The organism is Streptomyces atriruber (assembly GCF_001418325.1).
Taxonomy (GTDB): domain Bacteria; phylum Actinomycetota; class Actinomycetes; order Streptomycetales; family Streptomycetaceae; genus Streptomyces; species Streptomyces atriruber.
In genome coordinates this window covers 56,716-80,104 of the sequence record NZ_LIPN01000128.1, presented here as the reverse complement: position 1 = coordinate 80,104, position 23,389 = coordinate 56,716, and the positions used below count along the sequence as shown (strand labels likewise).

General features: G+C 68.2%; 21 protein-coding genes and 1 tRNA gene. 9 read left to right on the top strand and 13 right to left on the bottom strand.

Annotated features, from left to right (window positions below; translation table 11 throughout):
• Positions 1-103 precede the first annotated feature (103 nt).
• The 9 genes from AOK03_RS15395 to dnaA all read right to left on the bottom strand — a co-directional run bounded on the left by AOK03_RS15395 (position 104) and on the right by dnaA (position 12,606).
• Positions 104-180: transfer RNA gene (locus tag AOK03_RS15395), tRNA-Ile, on the bottom strand.
• 93 nt (positions 181-273) lie between these two features.
• Positions 274-972 (bottom strand): DUF3566 domain-containing protein, encoded by a 699-nt coding sequence (locus tag AOK03_RS15390; RefSeq protein WP_079074735.1) that lies wholly within the window; start codon positions 970-972, stop codon positions 274-276.
• Between the two features lie 18 nt (positions 973-990).
• On the bottom strand, positions 991-3,594 hold the full coding sequence (gene gyrA / locus AOK03_RS15385) for a DNA gyrase subunit A (RefSeq protein ID WP_055565815.1): 2,604 nt from the start codon (positions 3,592-3,594) through the stop codon (positions 991-993).
• A gap of 43 nt (positions 3,595-3,637) precedes the next feature.
• On the bottom strand, positions 3,638-5,713 hold the full coding sequence (gyrB, locus tag AOK03_RS15380) for a DNA topoisomerase (ATP-hydrolyzing) subunit B (RefSeq protein ID WP_055565814.1): 2,076 nt from the start codon (positions 5,711-5,713) through the stop codon (positions 3,638-3,640).
• A gap of 265 nt (positions 5,714-5,978) precedes the next feature.
• Complete coding sequence (locus tag AOK03_RS15375; RefSeq protein ID WP_055565813.1) at positions 5,979-6,557, bottom strand: DciA family protein; 579 nt, start codon at positions 6,555-6,557, stop codon at positions 5,979-5,981.
• Positions 6,554-7,675 carry a DNA replication/repair protein RecF gene (gene recF, locus AOK03_RS15370; protein ID WP_055565812.1) on the bottom strand — a complete coding sequence of 374 codons (1,122 nt, stop codon included), beginning with the start codon at positions 7,673-7,675 and terminating at the stop codon, positions 6,554-6,556. Before recF ends, AOK03_RS15375 begins: the two co-directional genes overlap by 4 nt.
• A gap of 79 nt (positions 7,676-7,754) precedes the next feature.
• On the bottom strand, positions 7,755-8,639 hold the full coding sequence (gnd, locus tag AOK03_RS15365) for a phosphogluconate dehydrogenase (NAD(+)-dependent, decarboxylating) (RefSeq protein WP_055565811.1): 885 nt from the start codon (positions 8,637-8,639) through the stop codon (positions 7,755-7,757).
• An 89-nt stretch (positions 8,640-8,728) separates the two neighbouring features.
• Complete coding sequence (gene dnaN, locus AOK03_RS15360; RefSeq protein ID WP_055565810.1) at positions 8,729-9,859, bottom strand: DNA polymerase III subunit beta; 1,131 nt, start codon at positions 9,857-9,859, stop codon at positions 8,729-8,731.
• Between the two features lie 875 nt (positions 9,860-10,734).
• On the bottom strand, positions 10,735-12,606 hold the full coding sequence (gene dnaA, locus AOK03_RS15355) for a chromosomal replication initiator protein DnaA (RefSeq protein ID WP_055565809.1): 1,872 nt from the start codon (positions 12,604-12,606) through the stop codon (positions 10,735-10,737).
• 367 nt (positions 12,607-12,973) lie between these two features.
• Between dnaA and rpmH the strand changes: the two genes are divergently transcribed.
• The 9 genes from rpmH to AOK03_RS15315 all read left to right on the top strand — a co-directional run bounded on the left by rpmH (position 12,974) and on the right by AOK03_RS15315 (position 19,969).
• Complete coding sequence (gene rpmH, locus AOK03_RS15350; protein ID WP_006381191.1) at positions 12,974-13,111, top strand: 50S ribosomal protein L34; 138 nt, start codon at positions 12,974-12,976, stop codon at positions 13,109-13,111.
• Positions 13,112-13,132: 21 nt separating this feature from the next.
• Positions 13,133-13,504 carry a ribonuclease P protein component gene (gene rnpA, locus AOK03_RS40870; RefSeq protein ID WP_079074733.1) on the top strand — a complete coding sequence of 124 codons (372 nt, stop codon included), beginning with the start codon at positions 13,133-13,135 and terminating at the stop codon, positions 13,502-13,504.
• On the top strand, positions 13,501-13,857 hold the full coding sequence (gene yidD, locus AOK03_RS15345) for a membrane protein insertion efficiency factor YidD (protein WP_055565808.1): 357 nt from the start codon (positions 13,501-13,503) through the stop codon (positions 13,855-13,857). Before rnpA ends, yidD begins: the two co-directional genes overlap by 4 nt.
• 3 nt (positions 13,858-13,860) lie before the next feature.
• The gene (yidC, locus tag AOK03_RS15340; protein WP_055565807.1) at positions 13,861-15,192 is read left to right on the top strand and encodes a membrane protein insertase YidC; all 1,332 of its coding nucleotides are present in this window, start codon (positions 13,861-13,863) and stop codon (positions 15,190-15,192) included.
• A 14-nt stretch (positions 15,193-15,206) separates the two neighbouring features.
• Positions 15,207-15,722 carry a Jag family protein gene (locus AOK03_RS15335; RefSeq protein WP_055565806.1) on the top strand — a complete coding sequence of 172 codons (516 nt, stop codon included), beginning with the start codon at positions 15,207-15,209 and terminating at the stop codon, positions 15,720-15,722.
• 103 nt (positions 15,723-15,825) lie between these two features.
• Complete coding sequence (gene rsmG / locus AOK03_RS15330; RefSeq protein WP_055565805.1) at positions 15,826-16,542, top strand: 16S rRNA (guanine(527)-N(7))-methyltransferase RsmG; 717 nt, start codon at positions 15,826-15,828, stop codon at positions 16,540-16,542.
• Positions 16,543-16,852: 310 nt separating this feature from the next.
• On the top strand, positions 16,853-17,929 hold the full coding sequence (locus AOK03_RS15325) for a ParA family protein (protein WP_079074732.1): 1,077 nt from the start codon (positions 16,853-16,855) through the stop codon (positions 17,927-17,929).
• On the top strand, positions 17,926-19,044 hold the full coding sequence (locus AOK03_RS15320) for a ParB/RepB/Spo0J family partition protein (protein WP_079074731.1): 1,119 nt from the start codon (positions 17,926-17,928) through the stop codon (positions 19,042-19,044). The genes AOK03_RS15325 and AOK03_RS15320 overlap by 4 nt, the downstream gene beginning before the upstream one ends.
• 307 nt (positions 19,045-19,351) lie before the next feature.
• The gene (locus AOK03_RS15315; protein ID WP_055565803.1) at positions 19,352-19,969 is read left to right on the top strand and encodes a GNAT family N-acetyltransferase; all 618 of its coding nucleotides are present in this window, start codon (positions 19,352-19,354) and stop codon (positions 19,967-19,969) included.
• Between the two features lie 85 nt (positions 19,970-20,054).
• Here the strand turns inward: AOK03_RS15315 and trxA are convergent, their stop codons facing one another.
• From trxA to sigM, 4 genes are all read right to left on the bottom strand, one after another.
• The gene (gene trxA, locus AOK03_RS15310) at positions 20,055-20,384 is read right to left on the bottom strand and encodes a thioredoxin (protein ID WP_055565802.1); all 330 of its coding nucleotides are present in this window, start codon (positions 20,382-20,384) and stop codon (positions 20,055-20,057) included.
• A gap of 43 nt (positions 20,385-20,427) precedes the next feature.
• Positions 20,428-21,390 (bottom strand): thioredoxin-disulfide reductase, encoded by a 963-nt coding sequence (gene trxB / locus AOK03_RS15305; protein ID WP_055565801.1) that lies wholly within the window; start codon positions 21,388-21,390, stop codon positions 20,428-20,430.
• A gap of 237 nt (positions 21,391-21,627) precedes the next feature.
• Positions 21,628-22,632: an anti-sigma factor family protein gene (locus tag AOK03_RS15300; protein WP_055565800.1), complete on the bottom strand. Its 1,005-nt coding sequence runs from the start codon at positions 22,630-22,632 to the stop codon at positions 21,628-21,630.
• Positions 22,629-23,360 (bottom strand): RNA polymerase sigma factor SigM, encoded by a 732-nt coding sequence (sigM, locus tag AOK03_RS15295; protein ID WP_079074730.1) that lies wholly within the window; start codon positions 23,358-23,360, stop codon positions 22,629-22,631. Before sigM ends, AOK03_RS15300 begins: the two co-directional genes overlap by 4 nt.
• Positions 23,361-23,389: the final 29 nt, after the last annotated feature.

The window sequence follows — 23,389 nt, the reverse complement described above, 5'->3', positions numbered from 1 at the left end:
CCTCCCGCACCCCCACACCCGGGCCCCGGAAGAACCCACACCCTCTCCAGGAACGCCAGGAACGCCAGAACCCCCAACCGGTGACCGATTGGGGGTTCTGTGCTGGTGGGGCTAACAGGATTTGAACCTGTGGCCTCATCCTTATCAGGGATGCGCTCTAACCAACTGAGCTATAGCCCCGCCGCGCTGCGGTGTCCCGCGCGCTGACCTCTGAAGATTAGCGCACCTGGGGGCCAGTCCCAAAATCGATACCCGCGCGCGGGGGAGCGAGGACTATTCGTCCTCGGCCAGGGTCAGCTCGACGCCGCCCACGAAGCCCGCGGAGAGGTTGTAGATGAAGGCGCCCAGCGTCGCCAGAGCGGTCGCCAGGACGACGTCGATGACCGCGATGATCGACGTGAACATCAAGACGCGCGGCAGCGACAGGAAGGACTGCAGGTCGAAGCCGTTGGACTCGTTCGAGCCCGTCGCCTCGGAGATCGTGCCGCCGACCGTGGAGAAGACGCCCATCGCGTCCATGACCATCCACAGGACGGCCGCCGCGACGATCGTGCAGATGCCGAGCGCGATGGAGAGCAGGAAGCTGACCTTCATCACCGACCACGGGTCGGCCTTGGCCACGCGCAGGCGCGCCTTGCGCGTGCGCGGGGTCGTGCGCGCCCCGGTCCGCGGCCGGCGCACCGAGCCCGTCTGGTTGCCCTGCTGATACGCCTGCGGCGGGTGGTACGGCTGGGACGACTGCTGCTGGGGCTGCCGCTCCCCGGGCAGCGCCCCGCCGCTCTGCTTGCCCTTGCCCGCCGCGTACGAGGTGTCGTACTGACCAGAAGTCCCTGGCCCTCGGGTGTCCGTCACAGTCCCCCCCTGGGATCCATGAGACTCATCTGATCCGTGTTCATCAGTGGCGGAGCCACGGGCACCGTCCGTGCCGGTAGTGCCGGTCCGATTCGCCCCGGCGCCCGTGGCTCCGCTCACGATGACTCACTCCTCGCGCTACTCGGCCGAGGAGTCCACGCCCTCGTCCGTACCGGTGGTCGGCTCCGCGACGTCCGATTCGTCGACGACGATGTCTCCGTCGACTTCCTCGGCCTCGCGCCCGGCCTCGGCGTTACGCGCGATACCGACGACGGCATCGCGCTTGCCCAGGTTGATCAGTTGGACGCCCATGGTGTCACGGCCCGTCTCCCTGACCTCGTTGACTCGCGTACGAATCACACCGCCGGACAGCGTGATGGCGAGGATCTCGTCGGTCTCCTCGACCACCAGGGCGCCGACGAGCTCGCCGCGGTCCTCCACGATCTTGGCGGCCTTGATGCCGAGGCCACCGCGACCCTGAACGCGGTACTCGTCGACGTTGGTTCGCTTTGCGTACCCACCGTCGGTGGCGGTGAACACGAACGTACCCGGGCGAACGACATTCATCGAGAGCAGTTCGTCGCCGTCGCGGAAACTCATTCCCTTGACGCCCGAAGTGGCGCGGCCCATCGGGCGCAGCGCGTCGTCCGTTGCGGTGAACCTGATCGACTGGGCCTTCTTGCTGATGAGCAGCAGGTCGTCCTCGGAGGAGACCAGCTCGGCGCCGATCAGCTCGTCGTCCGAACCGTCGTCCGTCTCGCGGAGGTTGATGGCGATGACGCCACCGGAGCGAGGCGAGTCGTAGTCCTTCAGGGGGGTCTTCTTGACCAGGCCGCCCTTGGTGGCGAGCACCAGGTAGGGCACTGCTTCGTAGTCACGGATCGCGAGGATCTCGGCGATCTGCTCGTCCGGCTGGAAGGCGAGGAGGTTCGCGACGTGCTGGCCGCGGGCGTCGCGTCCGGCGTCGGGGAGCTCGTACGCCTTGGCGCGGTAGACACGGCCCTTGTTGGTGAAGAACAGCAGCCAGTGGTGCGTCGTCGACACGAAGAAGTGGTCGACAATGTCGTCCTGCTTCAGCTTCGTGCCGCGCACGCCCTTGCCGCCGCGCTTCTGCGAGCGGTAGTCCTCGGTCTTGGTGCGCTTGATGTAGCCACCGCGCGTGATGGTGACGACGATGTCCTCTTCGGCGATCAGGTCCTCCATGGACATGTCGCCGTCGAAGGGCACCAGGGCGGAACGACGGTCCTCGCCGAACTTGTCGACGATCGCCGCGAGCTCTTCGCTGATGATCTGGCGCTGCTTCTCGGGCGAGGCCAGGATCGCGTTGTACTCGTTGATCTTCGCCTGGAGTTCGTCGTGCTCCGCGACGATCTTCTGGCGCTCCAGGGCCGCGAGGCGGCGCAGCTGCATCTCGAGGATGGCGTTGGCCTGGATCTCGTCGATCGAGAGGAGGCCCATCAGGCCCTCGCGCGCGATGTCGACGGTCTGGCTGCCGCGGATGAGCGCGATGACCTCGTCGATGGCGTCCAGGGCCTTGAGGAGGCCACGCAGGATGTGCGCACGCTCCTCGGCCTTGCGCAGCCGGAACTTCGTCCGCCGGACGATGACCTCGACCTGGTGCGTCACCCAGTGCCGGATGAACGCGTCCAGCGAGAGGGTGCGCGGCACGCCGTCGACCAGGGCCAGCATGTTGGCGCTGAAGTTCGACTGCAGATCGGTGTGCTTGTAGAGGTTGTTCAGCACGACCTTGGCGACCGCGTCACGCTTCAGGACGATGACGAGACGCTGGCCGGTGCGCGAGGACGACTCGTCGCGGACGTCGGCGATGCCACCGACCTTGCCGTCCTTGACCAGGTCGGCGATCTTCTGCGCGAGGTTGTCCGGGTTGGTCTGGTACGGCAGCTCGGTGACGACCAGGCACTGGCGGTTCTGGATCTCCTCGACCGCGACGACCGCGCGCATCGTGATGGAGCCACGGCCCGTGCGGTACGCCTCCTCGATGCCCTTGCGGCCCACGACCAGGGCACCGGTCGGGAAGTCGGGGCCCTTGATGCGCTCGATGAGGGCGTCGAGGAGCTCCTCGTGCGAGGCCTCCGGGTGCTCCAGGGCCCACTGCGCGCCCGCCGCGACCTCGCGAAGGTTGTGCGGCGGGATGTTGGTGGCCATGCCGACCGCGATGCCCGCGGAGCCGTTGATCAGCAGGTTCGGGAAGCGCGCCGGGAGGACCGTCGGCTCCTGGTTACGGCCGTCGTAGTTGTCCGTGAAGTCGACGGTGTCCTCGTCGATGTCACGGACCATCTCCATGGCCAGCGGCGCCATCTTGCACTCGGTGTACCGCATGGCGGCCGCCGGGTCGTTGCCCGGGGAGCCGAAGTTGCCGTTGGAGTCCACCAGCGGCATCCGCATCGACCACGGCTGGGCGAGGCGCACCAGGGCGTCGTAGATGGAGGAGTCGCCGTGCGGGTGGTACGTACCCATGACGTCGCCGACGACGCGGGCGCACTTGTAGAAGCCCTTCTCGGGGCGGTAGCCGCCGTCGTACATCGCATACAGGACGCGGCGGTGCACGGGCTTCAGGCCGTCGCGCACGTCGGGCAGCGCGCGGGACACGATGACGGACATCGCGTAGTCGAGGTAGGAGCGCTGCATCTCCGTCTCGAGCCCGACGGGCTCGACACGCATGCCCACGCCGGGCACGGCGGGTTCCTCTTCGGGCGTCACAGGGGTGTTCTCGTCGGCCATTGCTGGTCAAAGTCCTTTCGAGGTGCGGCTTGTACGGGCCGACTCAGATGTCGAGGAAACGAACGTCCTTGGCATTGCGCTGGATGAACGAGCGCCGTGCCTCGACGTCCTCTCCCATCAGCACCGAGAAGAGGTCGTCGGCCTGTGCCGCGTCGTCCAGGGTGACCTGGCCGAGCACGCGGTGTTCCTGGTCCATCGTGGTGACGCGGAGCTCCTCGGCGTTCATCTCGCCGAGACCCTTGAAGCGCTGGACCGAGTCGTCCTTGATGCGCTTGCCGGCCTGGCGGCCGAGCTCCACCAGGGCGTCGCGCTCGCGGTCCGAGTACGCGTACTGGAAGTCGTCCCGCGTCCACTTGATCTTGTAGAGCGGCGGGCGCGAGAGGTAGACGTGCCCGGCCTCGACCAGCGGCCGCATGAAGCGGAACAGGAAGGTCAGGAGCAGCGTGTTGATGTGCTGGCCGTCGACGTCGGCGTCCGCCATCAGGATGATCTTGTGATAGCGGAGCTTCTCGATGTCGAAGTCCTCGTGCACACCCGTGCCGAAGGCCGAGATCAGCGCCTGGACTTCCTGGTTGTGCAGGATCTTGTCGACGCGCGCCTTCTCGACGTTCAGGATCTTGCCTCGGATGGGCAGGATCGCCTGGTACATCGGGTCGCGGCCGGACTTCGCCGAACCACCGGCGGAGTCACCCTCGACGATGAAGATCTCGCACTTCGTCGGGTCGTTCGACTGGCAGTCCGAGAGCTTGCCCGGCAGGGACGCCGTCTCCAGGAGGCCCTTGCGGCGGGTCAGGTCGCGCGCCTTGCGGGCGGCCACGCGCGCGGTGGCGGCCTGGATGCCCTTGCGGATGATGTCCGCGGCCTCGTTGGGGTTCCGGTCGAACCAGTCCGTGAGGTGCTCGTGCACGACCTTCTGGACGAAGGTCTTCGCCTCCGTGTTGCCCAGCTTGGTCTTGGTCTGGCCCTCGAACTGGGGCTCGCCCAGCTTCACCGAGATGATCGCGGTCAGACCCTCGCGGATGTCCTCACCCGTGAGGTTGTCGTCCTTCTCGCGGAGCAGCTTCTTGTCGCGCGCGTAGCGGTTGACCAGGCCCGTCAGCGCGGCCCTGAAGCCCTCTTCGTGCGTACCGCCCTCGTGCGTGTGGATGGTGTTCGCGAAGGAGTAGACACCCTCGGTGTACTGCGAGTTCCACTGCATCGCGATCTCGGCCGAGAGCATGCGCTCCTTGTCCTCGGCCTCGACGTCGATGACGGTCGGGTGAATGACCTCGCCCTTGCGGGAGTTGAGGTACTTCACGAAGTCGACGATGCCGCCTTCGTAGTGGTACGTCACCGTGCGGGCCTCGGGGGCCGCGTCGTCGGTCGCCTCGGCCGAGTCCGCACCCGCCGTCGCCTTCGCCGACTCGCGCTCATCAGTGAGTTTGATCGTCAAACCCTTGTTGAGGAACGCCATCTCCTGGAAACGCCGTGCCAGCGTCTCGAAGGAGTACACGGTGGTCTCGAAGATGTCGCCGTCGGCCCAGAAGGTGACCGAGGTGCCGGTCTCCTCGGTGGCTTCGTGCCGCTCGAGCGGTGCGGTCGGGGCGCCGCTCTTGTAGTCCTGCGTCCAGCGGTAGCCGTCGGTCTTGACCTCGACGGCCAGCTTGGTCGACAGGGCGTTCACCACGGAGACACCGACGCCGTGCAGACCACCGGAGACCGCGTAGCCGCCGCCGCCGAACTTGCCGCCCGCGTGCAGCACGGTGAGCACGACCTCGACGGCCGGCTTCTTCTCCACGGGGTGCATGCCGACCGGGATGCCTCGGCCGTTGTCGATCACGCGCACGCCGCCGTCGGCGAGGATCGTGACGTCGATCGTGTCCGCGTGACCGGCCAGGGCCTCGTCGACGGAGTTGTCGACGACCTCCTGCACCAGGTGGTGCAGGCCACGCTCACCGGTCGAGCCGATGTACATGCCAGGTCGCTTGCGAACCGCGTCCAGACCCTCGAGGACGGTAATCGCGCTGGCGTCGTACGCCGTGGCTGCGGCCTCGGCGGTTCCTGCCACGGCCTCGGTGGACGGGATGTTCTCGTTGGGGTTGCCGGAATCGGCCACGAAGCGCCCTTTCTGGCACAGCACAAGCCAAGCACCCGGCAGTGGCCGGAGCGGCTGCGTCGTTCAGCGATAGTCAGCGTTGCTCGGTGCGTCCCACAAGTGGGGCGGGATTAGCTTCCAGTCTACCGGTAGCGCTGACAGTGATGGGGGTTTGCCGGTACCTGAGTCCGCATGTGCCGTCCTGAACCGGCCTCGCCCGACTCCCCATATGCGGCCCGGGGCTCTAAGAGGCTCACAGCGGCACTCAGCGCTTCGGGAGGTCAACCCCCAGCTACCGTCGCCGAGGGCCTCAGCCGTAGGTGTCGCCGGGGCCCGTGCTGCCGGGTGCGCGCAGGGGTCCGAAGCGGCGCGCGGGGCCTCCGGGACCGTGCACCTTGATGAGGCGTACGGTGCCGTGGCCCAGGTCCTCGTTGAGGCGTGCGACCAGCTGTGGGGCCATGAGGCGCAGCTGGGTGGCCCATGCCGTCGAGTCGCACTGCACGGTCAGGACGCGCTCGTCCTCGTCGTACCGCTGGGGGACGCAGTGGTTGGCCAGGTCGTCGCCGACGATCTGCGGCCAGCGCCCCATCACACCGCCCACCGCGGCGGGCGTCTCCCAGCCGCGCTCGGTGATCAGGCGGTTGATCGCGGAGCCGAGCGTCAGCGGATCGCGTCCGTCGGCGCGCGCGCCGGACCGCAGCCCGCCGCGCCGGGCCTGCTTCTTCTGCTGCGCGGCATCGCCACGCGCGCGTGCCTGTTCCTTCGCCGCCCGCAGGGCGACCCTGGCGAGGTCGACGCCGGAGGGCTCGGGGGTCTTGGGAGCGGGCGTGTTCGGGGTTCCGGAGGATCCGTCCGCAAAGGCGCCCTCGGCAGGCTCTTCGGAGCTCATACGCGGTCCACCGCGCCGTCCGACACCTTGTACCGCGTGCCGGTGAGAACGCCCGGCACGTCGTCGTCCACGGCGGCGGTGACGAGCACCTGCTCGCCGGGGGCCACCAGCTCCGCGAGCCGTTCCCTGCGGCGGGCGTCCAGCTCCGCGAAGACGTCGTCGAGGACCAGCACCGGTTCGTTGCCCTCGGCCCTGAGCAGGTCGTACGAGGCGAGGCGCAGCGCAAGGGCGTACGACCAGGACTCGCCGTGGCTCGCGTACCCCTTCGCGGGGAGCTGGCCCAGCTTGAGCAGCAGGTCGTCGCGGTGCGGGCCGACCAGGGTGACGCCTCGCTCGATCTCCTGCTTGCGGGCCTCTTCGAGGGCGGCGGTCAGCTGTTCGTAGAGGTCTTCGCGCGTGTGCCCGTCGCCGGGCGCCGACGGCTTGTACTCCAGGGAGACCGGTCCGCCGCCGGGTGCCAGCTGTTCGTACGCCTTGTCGGCCAGCGGCTGCAGCGCCGAGATCAGGTCGAGCCGCTGGGCGAGCAGCTCGGCCCCCGCGCGCGCGAGGTGCTGGTCCCAGACGTCGAGGGTGGACAGGTCCATGGAGCGTCCGCCGTGGCGCCGGGCGAGGGCGGCCGACTTCAGGAGGGTGTTGCGCTGCTTCAGGACCCGGTCGTAGTCGGAGCGGACCCCGGCCATGCGCGGGGAGCGCGCGGTGATCAGCTCGTCGAGGAAGCGACGCCGCTCACCGGGGTCGCCCTTGATCAGCGCGAGGTCCTCGGGCGCGAACAGGACCGTACGGACGATCCCCAGCACGTCACGGGGCCTGACCTGCGAGGACCTGTTGATGCGGGCGCGGTTGGCCTTGCCGGGATTGAGCTCGAGCTCGACCAGCTGCTGGCGCTCGCCCTGGCGGACCTGGGCCCTGATGACGGCGCGCTCGGCACCCATGCGCACCAGCGGGGCGTCCGAAGAGACCCGGTGGCTGCCGAGCGTGGCGAGATAGCCGACGGCTTCGACGAGATTGGTCTTGCCCTGGCCGTTCGGGCCCACGAACGCGGTGACGCCCGGATCGAGAGGGACCTCGACCCGGGCGTACGAGCGGAAGTCGGCCAGCGACAGATGCGTGACGTGCATGGTGTGCGCCGACCTCCCCCGGCCTACTTCTCTTACTGAGGCCCGTGCACAACGGCTGGGGTTGCGCACAGGCTGTGGATCAGTGCTCGCTCTTGGACTCCACGGCGTGGCCACCGAACTGGTTGCGCAGCGCGGCGATCATCTTCATCTGCGGGGAGTCGTCCTGGCGCGAGGCGAACCGCGCGAAGAGCGAGGCCGTGATCGCGGGCAGCGGCACGGCGTTGTCGATGGCCGCCTCGACCGTCCACCGGCCCTCTCCGGAGTCCTGCGCGAAGCCGCGCAGCTTCTCCAGGTGCTCGTCGTCGTCCAGGGCGTTGACCGCGAGGTCGAGCAGCCAGGAACGGATGACCGTGCCCTCCTGCCAGGAGCGGAAGACCTCACGGACGTCCGTGACCGAGTCGACCTTCTCCAGGAGCTCCCAGCCCTCGGCGTAGGCCTGCATCATCGCGTACTCGATGCCGTTGTGGACCATCTTCGCGAAGTGACCGGCGCCGACCTTGCCCGCGTGGACGGAGCCGAAGTCGCCCTCGGGCTTCAGCGCGTCGAAGATGGGCTGCACCTTGGCGACGTCGTCCTTGTCGCCGCCGTACATCAGCGCGTAGCCGTTCTGCAGGCCCCAGACGCCGCCGGAGACGCCGCAGTCGACGAAGCCGATGCCCTTGGCCTTCAGCTCCTCGGCGTGCTTCTCGTCGTCCGTCCAGCGGGAGTTGCCGCCGTCCACGACGATGTCGCCGGGCTGCAGCAGCTCGCCCAGCTCGTCGATGGTGGCCTGGGTCGCGGCCCCCGCCGGGACCATCACCCACACCACGCGCGGGCCCTTGAGCTTGCCCACGAGCGCTTCGAGGCTGGGGACGTCCGCGAGATCCGGGTTGCGGTCGTATCCGATGACGGTGTGACCTGCGCGGCGGATGCGCTCGCGCATGTTGCCGCCCATCTTGCCGAGGCCGACGAGACCGAGCTCCATCAGAGGTTCCTTCACTAGCGAGGTGGCGTTACGGCACTTTCGTACCTGCGTCCGAGCCTACGCCCGGACGCACGCACACACCTGTGGGCTCAGCCGCTCAGACGTACGGGCATGATCAGGTACTTGTAGGCCTCGTCCGCCTCGGCGTCCACGGCCGGCCTGCCGCTCAGCAGAGCGGGCTTCGTCGACGTCGTGAACGACAGCTGGGCGACCGGCGAGTCGATCGCGCTGAGGCCGTCGAGCAGGAACGTCGGGTTGAAGGCGATCGAGACGTCGTCGCCGTCGAGCTGGGCGTCGACCCTCTCCACAGCCTGTGCGTCGTCGCTGGAGCCCGCCTCCAGGATCAGCACGCCCTGCTCGAAGCTGAGCCGGACCGGAGTGTTCCGCTCGGCCACCAGGGCCACGCGCTTCACGGCCTCGACGAACGGGGCGGTCTCGATGACCGCGATCGAGTTGAACTCCGTGGGGAAGAGCGTCTTGTACTTCGGCAGGTCGCCCTCGAGCAGACGCGTCGTCGTACGCCGCCCGGCACCCTCGAAACCGATCAGGCCCTCGCCCGCACCGGAACCGGAGAGCGCCAGGGTGACCGTGTCACCGCTCGTGAGCGCCTTGGCGGTGTCCAGGAGCGTCTTGGCGGGCACCAGGGCCACCGCGGACGCCTCGGGGTTCTCCGGCTTCCACAGGAACTCACGGACCGCGAAGCGGTAGCGGTCGGTGGAGGCCAGGGTGACCGTGTCGCCCTCGATCTCGATGCGCACACCGGTCAGCACGGGCAGCGTGTCGTCGCGGCCCGCGGCGATGGCCACCTGGGCGGCGGCGGAGGCGAAGACCTCACCGGGGACGGTGCCCGTGGCGGTCGGCATCTGCGGCAGCGCGGGGTACTCCTCCACAGGAAGCGTGTGGAGTGTGAACCGCGAGGAGCCGCAGACCACCGTCGCCCGTACACCGTCTGTGGAGATCTCCACCGGGCGGTTGGGGAGGGCGCGGCAGATGTCCGCGAGCAGACGGCCCGATACGAGGACCGTGCCTTCCTCGTCGACCTCCGCGTCCACCGAGACGCGCGCCGAGACCTCGTAGTCGAAGCTCGACAGGCTCAGTGCGCCTTCCTCGGCCTTCAGCAGCAGGCCCGCGAGGACGGGCGCTGGCGGCCGGGCCGGGAGGCTGCGCGCAGCCCAGGCCACCGCCTCCGCGAGTACGTCGCGTTCAACCCGGATCTTCACCTAAGCCGCCTCCTGCTGTTGCTGGCTGCTCTCGCCCGCTGGGCCTGTGGCCCTCGTCGTCTGACTCGGTGTCTCTCAGCCATGCCGTGGGAAGGACACCGGGGACCAGTCTGACGCACCGCACTGACAGTCGGTGCCTGTCGGGGTCAAGTCGTGCCGAGCGGTGTCGGAGCTCCGGAGCGAGAGTTGTGCACAGCCCCAACTTCGAAACCATTTCCCCGGTCTCTCTAGTTGGGAGTAGTAGTAGGGGCTGTGGAAACCGTGGATAACCGCGAAAGCGCTGGTCAGGCCCGGTTTTTTATCCACTGACCCTGTGGGTGGCACCCGTGGACAACCAGGCGTTTCTGTGGACGGGCGAAAGTTCTGCACACCCGATGCACAGGCAGGGGCGACTTCTCCCCAGCGCTGTCCCCAGCTTTACCCAGCTTCCCCACAGGCCAACCGACCTCCTTGGTGTGACGCCTTTCACTCGACCCGGTGAGAGGGCGCGTTGCGTTGCCGAACAGTGGACGGCCGTGTGGAGAAGCTGGGGAAAGCTGGGGACAACGAGCCGCAGCCTGTGGGTTGCCGGTGGACAACTTCATGCACAGCCTGTGGACGAGATTTTTCTCCACAGCCTGTGGAGAGTCTTCGTCCACGAATCCACAGTCGTCTGACCTGGCCTGATGATCTCTCAGCAGGGTCCCCTGTGGACAGTGTCTGGACAACTTCCCAGTCCCCAGGGTGTGGAAGGGAAAAAGTCGCCCAATCTGTGGAGAACAGCCGCCTGAGCAGGGGTAATCGAACAGCGGCGAGCCGCACGCGCGCGTGCCGACACGAAAAAAGCGCTCCAGGAGGAGTCCTGGAGCGCCTTCGACGACGTTCTACGGAGGCTGTCAGCCGTTCTTGATGCGGTTGGTGAGCTCGGTTACCTGGTTGTAGATGGAGCGGCGCTCTGCCATCAGCGCGCGGATCTTGCGGTCCGCGTGCATGACGGTCGTGTGGTCGCGGCCGCCGAACTGCGCGCCGATCTTCGGCAGGGAGAGGTCGGTCAGCTCCCTGCACAGATACATGGCGATCTGTCGGGCCGTCACCAGGACCCGGCTGCGCGAGGATCCGCACAGGTCGTCCACCGTGAGACCGAAGTAGTCGGCGGTGGCCGCCATGATGGCCGGCGCGGTGATCTCCGGAGACGCGTCCTCACCGCCCGGAATCAGGTCCTTGAGGACGATCTCGGTGAGTCCCAGGTCGACCGGCTGCCGATTGAGCGACGCGAAGGCGGTGACCCGGATCAGCGCGCCCTCCAGCTCACGGATGTTCCGCGAGATGCGCGACGCGATGAACTCGAGCACCTCCGGAGGCGCGTTGAGCTGCTCCTGCACCGCCTTCTTACGAAGGATGGCGATACGCGTCTCCAGCTCGGGCGGCTGGACGTCGGTGATCAGTCCCCACTCGAAGCGGTTGCGCAGCCGGTCCTCCAGAGTGACCAGCTGCTTGGGCGGCCGGTCGCTGGAGAGCACGATCTGCTTGTTCGCGTTGTGGAGCGTATTGAAGGTGTGGAAGAACTCCTCCTGCGTCGACTCCTTGTCCGCGAGGAACTGGATGTCGTCGACGAGCAGGATGTCCATCTCGCGGTAGCGCTTGCGGAAGCTGTCGCCCTTGCCGTCGCGGATGGAGTTGATGAACTCGTTGGTGAACTCCTCCGAGCTCACGTACCGCACGCGCGTGCCGGGATAGAGGCTGCGGGCGTAGTGCCCGATCGCGTGCAGCAGGTGCGTCTTGCCGAGACCCGACTCCCCGTAGATGAAGAGCGGGTTGTACGCCTTCGCCGGCGCCTCGGCGACGGCGACCGCGGCCGCGTGGGCGAAACGGTTCGACGCACCGATGACGAAGGTGTCGAAGAGGTACTTCGGGTTGAGGCGCGCGGTGGGCTCGCCCGGGCCCGTCGCGGGCGCCGGCTGCGCGGCCAGCGGGCCGGGGGCGCCGCTCGACGAGGTGGGGCCGACCGGGCCGCCCCGGTGCACGCCGTGGCCGCCGTGCCCGCCGCCCCGGGGGCCGCCGTGCTGATCGGACATGTCGTGGCGCTCGCGCCGGTCCTGCGGCTCTGAGCGCTGCTGCTCGTACGGCGAGCGCTCCTGCGGCGGCTGCGATCGGTAGTCGTGCTGCGGCTGCTGGACCGGGTTCGCGTACGGGTCGCGCTCGGGGAAGCCGAGCCGCTGCTGCTGCCAGCCGTAGTCGTCCTGGGGCTGCGGCCAGGCGCCGGGGGACGGGCGCTGGTAGTCCGGGTAGGCCGGGCGTGCGGTCGGCATCTGGTCGGGCCGGGAGCCGCCCTGGTGGTCGTCCGAGGAGCGGCGTCCGTAGCTCTCGTACGCGTCGCGTCCATGGCCCGAGGCGGGCGGCAGCTCGGGCTCTTCGTAGCGGTGCTGGTGGGGCGGCTGCTGCGGAGCGGACTGCTGCTGGACCGGGGGCGCCGGCGGGCCCGCGGGTTCGCCCACGGAGTCGTCCACCGTGATGGCGATGCGGATCGGGCGGCCGCACTCGCGGCTAAGGCTCTCGCTGACCACCGGCGCGAGACGGCCTTCCAGTACGCCCTTGGCGAATTCGTTCGGCACGGCCAGCAGCGCGGTGTCCGCGACGAGAGCCAGGGGCTGGCAGCTCCGGAGCCACCGCTCGTCCTTCGCCTCGACGCCCTGCCCGCGGCCCTCACCCAGCAGATGTTCCAGAACTCGTGGCCACACTGCGGCAAGATCGGCAGGTACGTCAGCCACAGGGCACGCTCTCTCACGGGGTCCCACGAACGTGTGGTTCATGGGACGGAAATCGGTATGGGGAGAAGGAAGGGAACGAATCGGAGTCCAGTCACGGTAGTCAGGGCGACGGGTGCGGTTCAAGTTGTTGTCCACAGGCTGTGCACAGTGTCTCTCCATCGCGGTCGGTTTGACCGGATGGCGTAGCCCCGCGTACCGTGACCAGGTCGAGTTGTCGATGGCTGCTGCCGCCTGCCTCCGATGGGCAAAGATCACGATCTGTGATTGTGAAGCGGTGCACTCGGTGCGTATTCGCGAGCTTCTCGTGGGCGCACGGTGACAGCCAGGCGATGTCCCGCCACCACCGAATCATTTCTGGAGCCCCCGAGTGAGCAAGCGCACCTTCCAGCCGAACAACCGTCGTCGCGCCAAGACCCACGGCTTCCGCCTGCGGATGCGCACCCGTGCCGGCCGCGCGATTCTCGCGAACCGTCGTGGCAAGGGTCGCGCCAGCCTGTCCGCCTGATTTCAGTCAGGTCATGACGTCGTGCTGCCTACCGAGCATCGGCTGAGGCGGCGCGAAGACTTCGCGACCGCGGTACGCCGAGGACGCCGGGCCGGACGCCCGCTTCTCGTCGTCCATCTACGTAGCGGTGCAACGGACCCGCACGTGCCAGGGGAGAGCCCTCCCCCGACACGTGCGGGTTTCGTCGTCAGCAAGGCCGTGGGTGGAGCGGTCATACGCAACACCGTGAAGCGCAGACTCCGTCACCTCATGCGCGACCGGCTGGCCCTGGTGCCCCCCGGTAGCCTGGTAGTAGTACGAGCGCTACCCGGAGCGGGTGACGCCGACCATGCACAGCTGGCCCGAGACCTGGACGCCGCCTTGCAGCGGTTGCTGGGAGGGGGCGCGCGATGAAGTACCCGCTGCTGGCTCTGATCAAGCTCTACCAGTGGACGATCAGTCCACTCCTGGGCCCAGTGTGCAAGTACTACCCGTCGTGTTCCCGATACGGCTACCTGGCCATCGACCGACACGGTGCGATCAAGGGAACGGCGCTCACGGCCTGGCGCATCCTGCGGTGCAATCCGTGGTCGCTCGGTGGTGTCGACCATGTTCCGCCGCGCAAGCGTCCGCGGTGGCACGAGATGCTGCGCGCTTCCTGGCGCGAACGCAAGGGCGGGCCCTCCGCCGCAAGCGAGCCGACCGGGGATCTTCCCCCGGGCACGGCCGCCGAGACCGAGACCCCGTCCCATGCTCAAGGAGCCTGATTAGTGGACACGATTGCCAGTCTCTTCAGCTTTATCACGACACCAGTTTCGTGGGTCATCGTCCAGTTCCACTCGGTGTACGGGAAGATCTTCGGTCCCGACACGGGCTGGGCCTGGGGCCTGTCCATCGTGTCCCTGGTGATCCTGATCCGGATCTGCCTGATCCCGCTCTTCGTGAAGCAGATCAAGGCCACTCGGGCGATGCAGACGCTGCAGCCCGAGATGAAGAAGATCCAGGAGCGCTACAAGAGCGACAAGCAGCGCCAGTCCGAAGAGATGATGAAGCTGTACAAGGAGTCGGGTACGAACCCGCTCTCCTCGTGCCTTCCCATCCTGGCGCAGTCGCCGTTCTTCTTCGCCCTGTACCACGTGCTCAACGGCATCGCGACGGGCAAGGAGATCGGCGTCATCGACGGCCCGCTCCTCGAGAGCGCGCGGAAGGCACACATCGTCGGTGCCCCGCTGGCCGCGAAGTTCACGGACAGCGCTGACAAGGTCGCCTCCCTCGGCGCCACGCTGACGGACGTCCGCGTCGTCACCGCGGTCATGATCGTCCTGATGTCGGCCTCGCAGTTCTTCACGCAGCGCCAGCTGATGACGAAGAACGTCGACACCACGGTCAAGACGCCCTTCATGCAGCAGCAGAAGATGCTGATGTACGTCTTCCCGATCATGTTCGCCGTCTTCGGTATCAACTTCCCCGTCGGTGTTCTCGTCTACTGGCTGACCACCAACGTGTGGACCATGGGCCAGCAGATGTTCGTGATCCGCAGGAACCCGACTCCGGGCTCCAAGGCCCAGGCCGCGTTCCTGGAGCGCCTGCAGAAGCAGATCACGCACCACAAGAAGGTGCGCGGGCGCGGCAACACGAACGTCATCAAGGCGATCGTCGCCAAGGGCCGGGACCGCAACGAGTTCGAGCGGAAGTTCATCAACGGTCTGACCAAGGCGGGCCTCGCGGCCCAGGCCGACGGCACCGTGGCCGAGAGCGACACGACGGTCCTCACCGAGACCGAGGACGGCACCCCGGCAGGTGGCCCGAAGCGCCAGCAGCCCAAGCGCCAGAGCAAGGCCAAGCGTCAGTCCGGCGCCGCGCAGGGAGCGGCCGGTGCCGCCCAGGGCGACGCCGATGCCGCCAAGGCGGACGGGCCCTCCGATGCGAAGCCCTCGTTGGAGAAGACCGCGGCCGAGCCCGCGGACGACTCCCCCAAGACCAAGCAGGCCGGCGGCAACAAGCAGGGCAACCAGCCCGGCTCCGGTCAGCGCAGCCGAGCAAAGTCGGGTCAGCAGCGCAAGGGCCAGCAGCGGCCCAAGCACCCGTCTTCCAAGAAGTAGAAGGAGCCCATCCAGTGACGGAAGGCACCACCACCTCCGCCGCAGCTGAGGCCGGCGACACCCTGACCCGCCTTGAGCAGGAGGGCGAGATCGCGGCGGACTACCTCGAGGGTCTGCTCGACATCGCCGACCTCGACGGCGACATCGACATGGACGTCGAGGCCGACCGCGCTGCTGTCTCGATCATCAGCGACAGCGGCAGCCGCGACCTGCAGAAGCTGGTCGGCCGCGACGGCGAGGTCCTGGAGGCGCTCCAGGAGCTCACGCGCCTGGCCGTGCACCGTGAGACCGGTGACCGCAGCCGCCTGATGCTGGACATCGCGGGCTACCGTGCCAAGAAGCGCGAGGAGCTCTCGGAGCTGGGCGCCAAGGCCGCGGCCGAGGTGAAGAGCTCCGGCGAACCGGCCAAGCTCAAGCCGATGACGCCGTTCGAGCGCAAGGTCGTGCACGACGCGGTCAAGGCCGCCGGTCTGCGCAGTGAGTCCGAGGGCGAGGAGCCGCAGCGCTTCGTCGTCGTACTCCCCGCCTGATCGGCACAGCGAGCGTCAACCGGCCCCGTCTGTTCGCAGGCGGGGCCGATCTTTGTCAGCCTGATAGACAGCCACCCCAGTGCGGTACGGAAGGACGGTCCCCGTGACGGAGGCAGCGGAGCTCCCCCCGGCGCCGGAAGAGGCCCGGACGGTATTCGGCGATCGCTTCCCGGACGCGGTCCGGTACGCGGAACTGTTGGCCGACGCGGGAGTCCAGCGAGGCCTGATCGGCCCTCGCGAAGTGCCGCGGCTCTGGGAGCGGCATCTGCTGAACTGTGCCGTGCTGTCCGAGGTCGTGCCCGAGAACGTCACGGTGTGCGATGTCGGCTCCGGTGCCGGGCTGCCGGGCATCCCGCTGGCGCTGGTCCGCCCGGACCTGAAGATCACGCTCCTGGAGCCGCTGCTGCGGCGCACGAACTTCCTCACCGAGGTCGTGGAGCTGCTCGGCCTCGACCACGTGACGGTCGTGCGGAGCCGCGCCGAGGAAGTCCTCGGCAAGCTGCCGCCCGTCCATGTGGTGACCGCTCGTGCCGTCGCACCGCTGGACCGCCTGGCGGCCTGGGGCGTCCCGCTGCTCCGTCCGTACGGAGAGATGCTGCTCCTCAAGGGCGACACCGCCGAGGAAGAGGTGAAGGCGGCAGGCGCCTCCCTGAGCAAGCTCGGTGCGGTGGACACGTCTGTGCTGCACGTCGGTGAGGGTGTGGTGGACCCGCTGTCCACGGTCGTGCGGGTCGAGGTCGGGGAGAGCCCCGGCGGTGTGCGCTTCGCGGCGAAGCGGGCCAAGGCCGCTCGCGCCGGACGCGCGCGACGCCGCCGCTGAGCCCACGGAACGGGGCTGCTGCTGCGCAGCACGAACCGATTTCATTCATCCGTCCTGACGACGAGCCGTACTCCACAAAACCTGTCAAACGTACCCATACCGGGGTGTCGCACCTGCGGCACCCCGGCTGCCGTGCATCGTGTTTCACGTGAAACGTCGCTCACTGCTGCATGGCATCATCAGTCGCGGCCGCGCTGCGGAACCCCGCGACCGTCGACCACTCGGTTCCCTCGATAAGGGCACGGAGTTGTCCACAGAGGTGGATTCGTCCACAGAAGCCCGGGCCTCGCTGGTTCACGACCCTCAAAGCATGGGAGGCTCTGTTCATTGCGAGCCTGATGTCGAGGAGAGTGAATCCTTGCGGTCCGACGCCAACATCGCGGGACCGATGACCGATCCGGTCCCCGGTCCCCGTACCGAGTCGGCGGGGGAGGATGTTTCACGTGAAACACCGACCCCGATGGACGACACACCCATCGGTCGTGCTGCCCAACTGGCAGTGGAAGCCTTCGGCCGCGCAGGCGAGGGTCTGCCTCGCCCCGAGCAGACCCGCGTCATGGTGGTCGCCAATCAGAAGGGTGGAGTGGGCAAGACGACGACGACCGTCAATCTCGCCGCTTCACTCGCTCTGCACGGCGCCCGTGTCCTGGTGATCGACCTCGACCCACAGGGCAACGCCTCCACGGCTCTCGGTATCGACCACCACGCCGAAGTCCCGTCCATCTACGACGTGCTGGTCGAGAGCAAGCCGCTCTCCGAGGTGGTCCAGCCGGTGACCGACGTCGAGGGTCTCTTCTGCGCCCCGGCCACCATCGATCTCGCCGGTGCGGAGATCGAGCTCGTGTCACTCGTGGCGCGGGAGAGCCGACTGCAGCGAGCCATCCAGGCGTACGAGCAGCCGCTGGACTACATCCTCATCGACTGTCCGCCGTCGCTGGGCCTCCTGACGGTCAATGCGTTGGTGGCCGGCGCGGAGGTGCTGATCCCCATCCAGTGCGAGTACTACGCACTGGAAGGACTCGGCCAGCTGCTGCGCAACGTCGATCTGGTGCGGGGACACCTCAACCCGAACCTGCATGTGTCGACGATCCTGCTCACCATGTACGACGGCAGGACCCGGCTCGCCTCGCAGGTCGCGGACGAGGTGCGCAACCACTTCGGCGAAGAGGTCCTGCGGACGAGCATTCCGCGGTCGGTCCGCATCTCCGAAGCCCCGAGTTACGGACAGACGGTCCTCACCTACGACCCCGGATCCAGTGGTGCCCTCTCCTACTTCGAAGCAGCACGCGAGATCGCGCTGCGCGGGGTCGGAGTGCACTACGACGTCCAGCACGCCCACATGGGCGCTCAGAACGACCAGCACAGCATGACGGAGGGGATGCAGTGAGCGAGCGACGCAGAGGACTGGGTCGAGGCCTCGGTGCCTTGATCCCTGCAGCCCCGACGGAGAAGCAGCCCCAGCAGAGCTCGGGAGGAGGCTCGACCTCTCCCTCGGCAGTGCCGGTACTGACCGCCGAGCGAGGCGTGGCCGCCGCGAAGGTGACGGCGCTCCCGCAGAGCCCTGTTTCACATGAAACGGTGGAGTCGCTCCAGCAGGTCGTGGAGGCGCCGGAGAGTCAGACCGTGGCCGGCGCGCACTTCGCCGAGCTGCCGCTCGACGTCATCACGCCGAACCCGCAGCAGCCCCGTGTGGTGTTCGACGAGGACGCCCTCGCCGAGCTGGTGACCTCCATCAAGGAGGTCGGCCTTCTCCAGCCGGTCGTCGTACGGCAGTTGGGTCCCGCACGCTACGAACTCATCATGGGTGAGCGGCGTTGGCGGGCGTGCCGCGAGGCGGGCCTTGAGCGGATCCCCGCCATCGTGCGGGCCACGGACGACGAGAAGCTCCTCCTGGACGCGCTTCTCGAGAACCTGCACCGGGCCCAGCTGAATCCTCTGGAAGAGGCCGCGGCCTACGACCAACTGCTCAAGGACTTCAACTGCACGCACGACCAGCTGGCGGACCGCATCGGCCGGTCCCGTCCGCAGGTCTCCAACACGCTGCGGCTGCTGAAGCTCTCGCCGGCCGTGCAGCGCAGGGTCGCCGCCGGAGTTCTCTCCGCGGGTCACGCTCGGGCGCTGCTCTCCGTCGAGGACTCGGAGGAGCAGGACCGGCTCGCGCACAGGATCGTGGCCGAGGGCCTCTCGGTGCGTGCCGTCGAGGAGATCGTGACCCTCATGGGTTCGCGGCCGCAGAGCGCGCCGAAGGCCAAGGGCCCGCGTGCCGGTGCCCGGCTCTCGCCGGCTCTGAGCACCCTCGCGACCCGGCTCTCGGACCGGTTCGAGACGCGGGTCAGGGTGGACCTGGGCCAGAAGAAGGGGAAGATCGTCGTTGACTTCGCCTCTCTGGAAGACCTGGAGCGCATCCTCAGCACGCTGGCTCCGGGAGAGGGTCCGGTCCTGAAGAACGGGCTGGCCGAGGACACCTCGGACGGCGACGCCTCCGAGGACGGCAAGGCCTGATTCGCACAGGTCAGCACCGCGAGAGCGGGCCGTGTCCGGTCTGTACCGGAACACGGCCCGCTCTTTGCTTTCCTACGGTATCGATGCAATCTCATCGTGGATACGATGCGTTCAGGTATGGCGCATCCACCTGACGGCACCTCATTGGGGAGGCGGGGGCCATGCGAACGATGAGCCGCACCGGACTGATGACCGCGGGCCTCGGGTTGGGAGTGGTCGGCGGATTCGTCGGCAGCCTGCTCAAGGAACGCAGCGCGCTGACAGCCGCCCGCAGCGCGGCGGGCGACGGAAGTGAGGAACCGCCTTCATGGGGCGTCGGCTCGTACCGCTCACACTGGACAACCTCCCGGACCTCCCCAAGCCTTGCCGGGCGTGTGTCTTCTGGGAGCTGGACCCGGTCAGCGGCCAGGCCGCGGTAAAGGCCGGGACTCCTGAGCTGGAGAAGGAGGCGTGGATCTCCGCCGTCCTCCTGGAGTGGGGCTCCTGCGGCCGTGTCGTCTACGTGGACGACGTTCCGGTGGGCTTCGTGCTCTACGCCCCTCCGGCGTACGTTCCGCGCTCCACGGCCTTTCCCACGAGCCCGGTGTCGCCGGACGCGGTCCAGCTGATGACGGCCTGGATCATGCCGGGCTATCAGGGGCAGGGGCTGGGCCGGGTGATCGTCCAGACGGTCGCCAAGGATCTGCTGCGCAGAAACTTCAAGGCGATCGAGGCCTTCGGAGACGCGAGGTGGGAGAAGCCGGCGTGCGTGCTGCCCGCGGAGCATCTCCTGGCGGTGGGCTTCAAGACAGTCCGCCCGCATCCCGCCTATCCGCGGCTCAGGCTCGAACTGCGTACGACGCTCTCCTGGAAGGAAGATGTCGAGCTAGCGCTTGACCGTCTGCTGGGAGCGGTGCAGAAGGAACCGGCGCTCCGGCCGCTGTGAGTGGAGAAGCAGGCGCCCGAACGGCGAATGGACCAGCCCCCGCGGGGCTGGTCCATTCGTGTTTCACGTGAAACATCGCCACTGATTACTCGGCGATGAAGTCCGCCAGGTCCTTCTCGATGGCGGCCTTCGGCTTGGCACCGACAATGGTCTTGGCGACCTCGCCACCCTGGTAGACGTTCAGGGTCGGGATCGACATGACGCCGTACTTGGCGGCGGTGCCGGGGTTCTCGTCGATGTTGAGCTTGACGACCTGGATCTTGTCGCCGTGCTCCTTCGCGATCGCCTCGAGGGAGGGGGCGATCTGGCGGCACGGGCCGCACCAGGCAGCCCAGAAGTCCACCAGTACGGGCTTGTCGCTCTTGAGGACGACCTCCTCGAAGGAGGCGTCGGTCACGTTCTGCAGGTCGGCCACGGGAAGGCTCCTTTAACTCGGTGGTGCGGTGGGGGAAGAGGTGTCAGACGGTGGCGGCGGCCGCCGTCTCGCTGTCCGTGAGGGCGGCGAGGAAGCGCTCGGCGTCGAGAGCGGCGGAGCAGCCGGTGCCGGCCGCCGTGATCGCCTGACGGTACGTGTGGTCGACGACGTCGCCGGCGCCGAAGACACCGGTCAGGTTCGTCCGGGTCGAGGGCGCGTCGACCTTCAGGTAGCCCTCGTCGTCGAGCTCCAGCTGCCCCTTGAAGAGCTCCGTGCGCGGGTCGTGGCCGATCGCGATGAACAGACCCGTCACCGGCAGCTCGGACGTCTCGCCCGTCTTGAGGTTGCGCAGCGTCAGGCCGGAGAGCTTCTGCTCGCCCTTGACCTCGGCGACCTCGCTGTCCCAGATGAACTTGATCTTCGGGTCGGCGAAGGCGCGCTCCTGCATCGCCTTGGAGGCGCGCAGGCTGTCGCGACGGTGCACGATGGTCACGGACTTGGCGAAGCGCGAGAGGAAGGTGGCCTCCTCCATCGCGGTGTCACCGCCGCCGATCACGGCGATGTCCTGGTCCTTGAAGAAGAAGCCGTCGCAGGTGGCGCACCAGGAGACACCGCGTCCGGAGAGGGCGTCCTCGTTCGGCAGGCCGAGCTTGCGGTGCTGCGAGCCGGTCGTGACGATGACGGCCTTGGCGCGGTGCACGGTGCCCGCGGTGTCCGTCACGGTCTTGATCTCACCGCTGAGGTCGACGGCGACGATGTCGTCCGGCACGAGCTCGGCGCCGAAGCGCTCGGCCTGGGCGCGCATGTTGTCCATGAGGTCGGGGCCCATGACACCGTCCTGGAAGCCGGGGAAGTTCTCCACCTCTGTGGTGTTCATCAGCGCACCGCCTGCGGTGACGGCGCCCTCGAACACCAGCGGCTTCAGCGACGCGCGTGCGGTGTAGAGCGCCGCCGTGTAGCCGGCGGGCCCGGAGCCGATGATGATCACGTTACGGACGTCGGTCACGGCTTGATTCCTCGTCTCTGGGGACTGCTGCGTACTGCTGGTGGGTGCCTGTCTCATGGCTCTCACCCCACCCAACGGATCCTACGGGGCGTGCATTCCCCTCAGTGTCCGAGCACACGGAAGCGTTTCGCGGTGAGGGGTGCCATGCACCACAAGACCGCTGGCCGCAGCGTTGAGTGTCCGTGGAACGGCATGGGAAAAAGCCCGGGGAAAGAGTCCCGGAAAGAGACCGAGGCGTCAGCTCTGCGGGTAGGCGTGCGTCATCAGGACCTTGCCGGCGGGCGGCGAGGACTTGCCCACACAGGCGGCGTCGACGACGTAGGCGGACACCTTGGTGCTGTCGGAGTCATGGGGCACCACGACGAGGTAGGCGTGCTTGCCCTCGTACGAACCCTCTTCGGCGGCGAGCGGAGTCCTGTCACCGATGCCGCGCTGAATGCAGTCCGGCACCTCTACCCGGATCGCGGTCTTCGGGGAGTTCTTCTTGGGGGACTCCGGGCTGGAGCGGGTGTCGAAGGACGGCGTCGAGGCGTCCGACTTCCCGCCGGTCTCGTTGGGGGCGTTCTTCTTGAGGAGGTCGGCGACGCGACCCTCGATCCTCTCGCCCGAGAACGAGCTCGCGGGGCTCTGCCGACCCGAGGCCGTTTCCGTCGTCCCGCCGGAATCGTCGCCCATGGTCTGGATCAGCAGGGAGCCGAGACCGATCGCAGCCGCGGTGAAGACAGCGCCGAGCACCGCCGTACGCCTGCGCGTGCCCCGCAGGCGGCTGCCGCGGCCCGGACCCGTGGCCGCGCGGGGATGGCCCGCAGGGCGGTCACCGGCCCCGGAGGAGGCAGGGGCAGGCGTTGTTTCACGTGAAACACGTGCCGCGGAGGGCGAGGAAGAGGTCGCTGGGGAAGCCGAGACGGACGAAGAGGCGGGCGAAGACGAGGCGACGGACACGGGCTCGGACGCCTCGGTCTCCGAATGCAGGCCTTCCGGGGCGGTGGAGTCCAGCAGCGCTTCGGCGGCCAGCGCCGCGTCGATGCGTCCGACGACGTCGTCCGGCATACGCGGGGGACCGGGCAGAGTCCCGAGCATGCCGCGGATCTCCTCGAGGGAGGCGTAGACGTCGGCGCAGAGCTCACAGCTGTCCAGGTGCCGCCGCACGTCACCCGTGCGTGACGGGGAGAGCAGGCCCTCGGTCAGATCCGAGATCTCAGCGACGTCCGGGTGCCCGGCCGAGTCGGTCGTGTCTGTCACGCTCGCCCACCTCCGCCCTTCACGGCAGCTGAATCACTTGGTCCTGTATCCCGTGGCCCTGCTGCCGGTGGGACGGATGTCCCCTGCGTCCGGTTCCTTCCTGAGCGGGGTTTCCTGCTTTCTCCCTCGCTGCCGTCCCCGTCGCCCGGAGGCGGCCCCGTCCGTAGATGGGTGAGGAGCGGCAGCAGTCTGGCCCTGCCGCGGGCGCAGCGGCTCTTCACCGTGCCGGTGGGTACGTCGAGGACGCGGGCGGCCTCGGCCACCGGATAGCCCTGCATGTCGACGAGGACGAGAGCCGCGCGCTGATCGTGCGGGAGGGTGCCCAGAGCCTCCACCAGCTCGCGGTGGAGGTCGCCCCGCTCCACCGGAGCGGCAGCGGACTCCTCGGGCTCCAGGAGCTGCTCCAGGCGCTCCGTGTCGTCGATGGGGGAGGTCTTGCGGGAGGCCGCCTTGCGCGCCCGGTCAAGGCAGGCGTTCACGGTGATCCGGTGCAGCCAGGTCGTCACGGCGGACTGCCCGCGGAAGGTGTGTGCCGCGCGATAGGCGGAGACCAGGGCGTCCTGCACCGCGTCGGCCGCCTCCTCGCGGTCCCCGAGGGTGCGCAGCGCCACGGCCCACAGCCGGTCGCGATGGCGCCGCACCAGCTCGCCGAAGGCGTCCTTGTCACCGGCGACATGGGCGGCGAGGAGGTCCTGATCGCTCATGTCACCGTGCGCGGTGCTGTCCACCGTCGAACCCCCTCCCCCGGTGAGCCGTG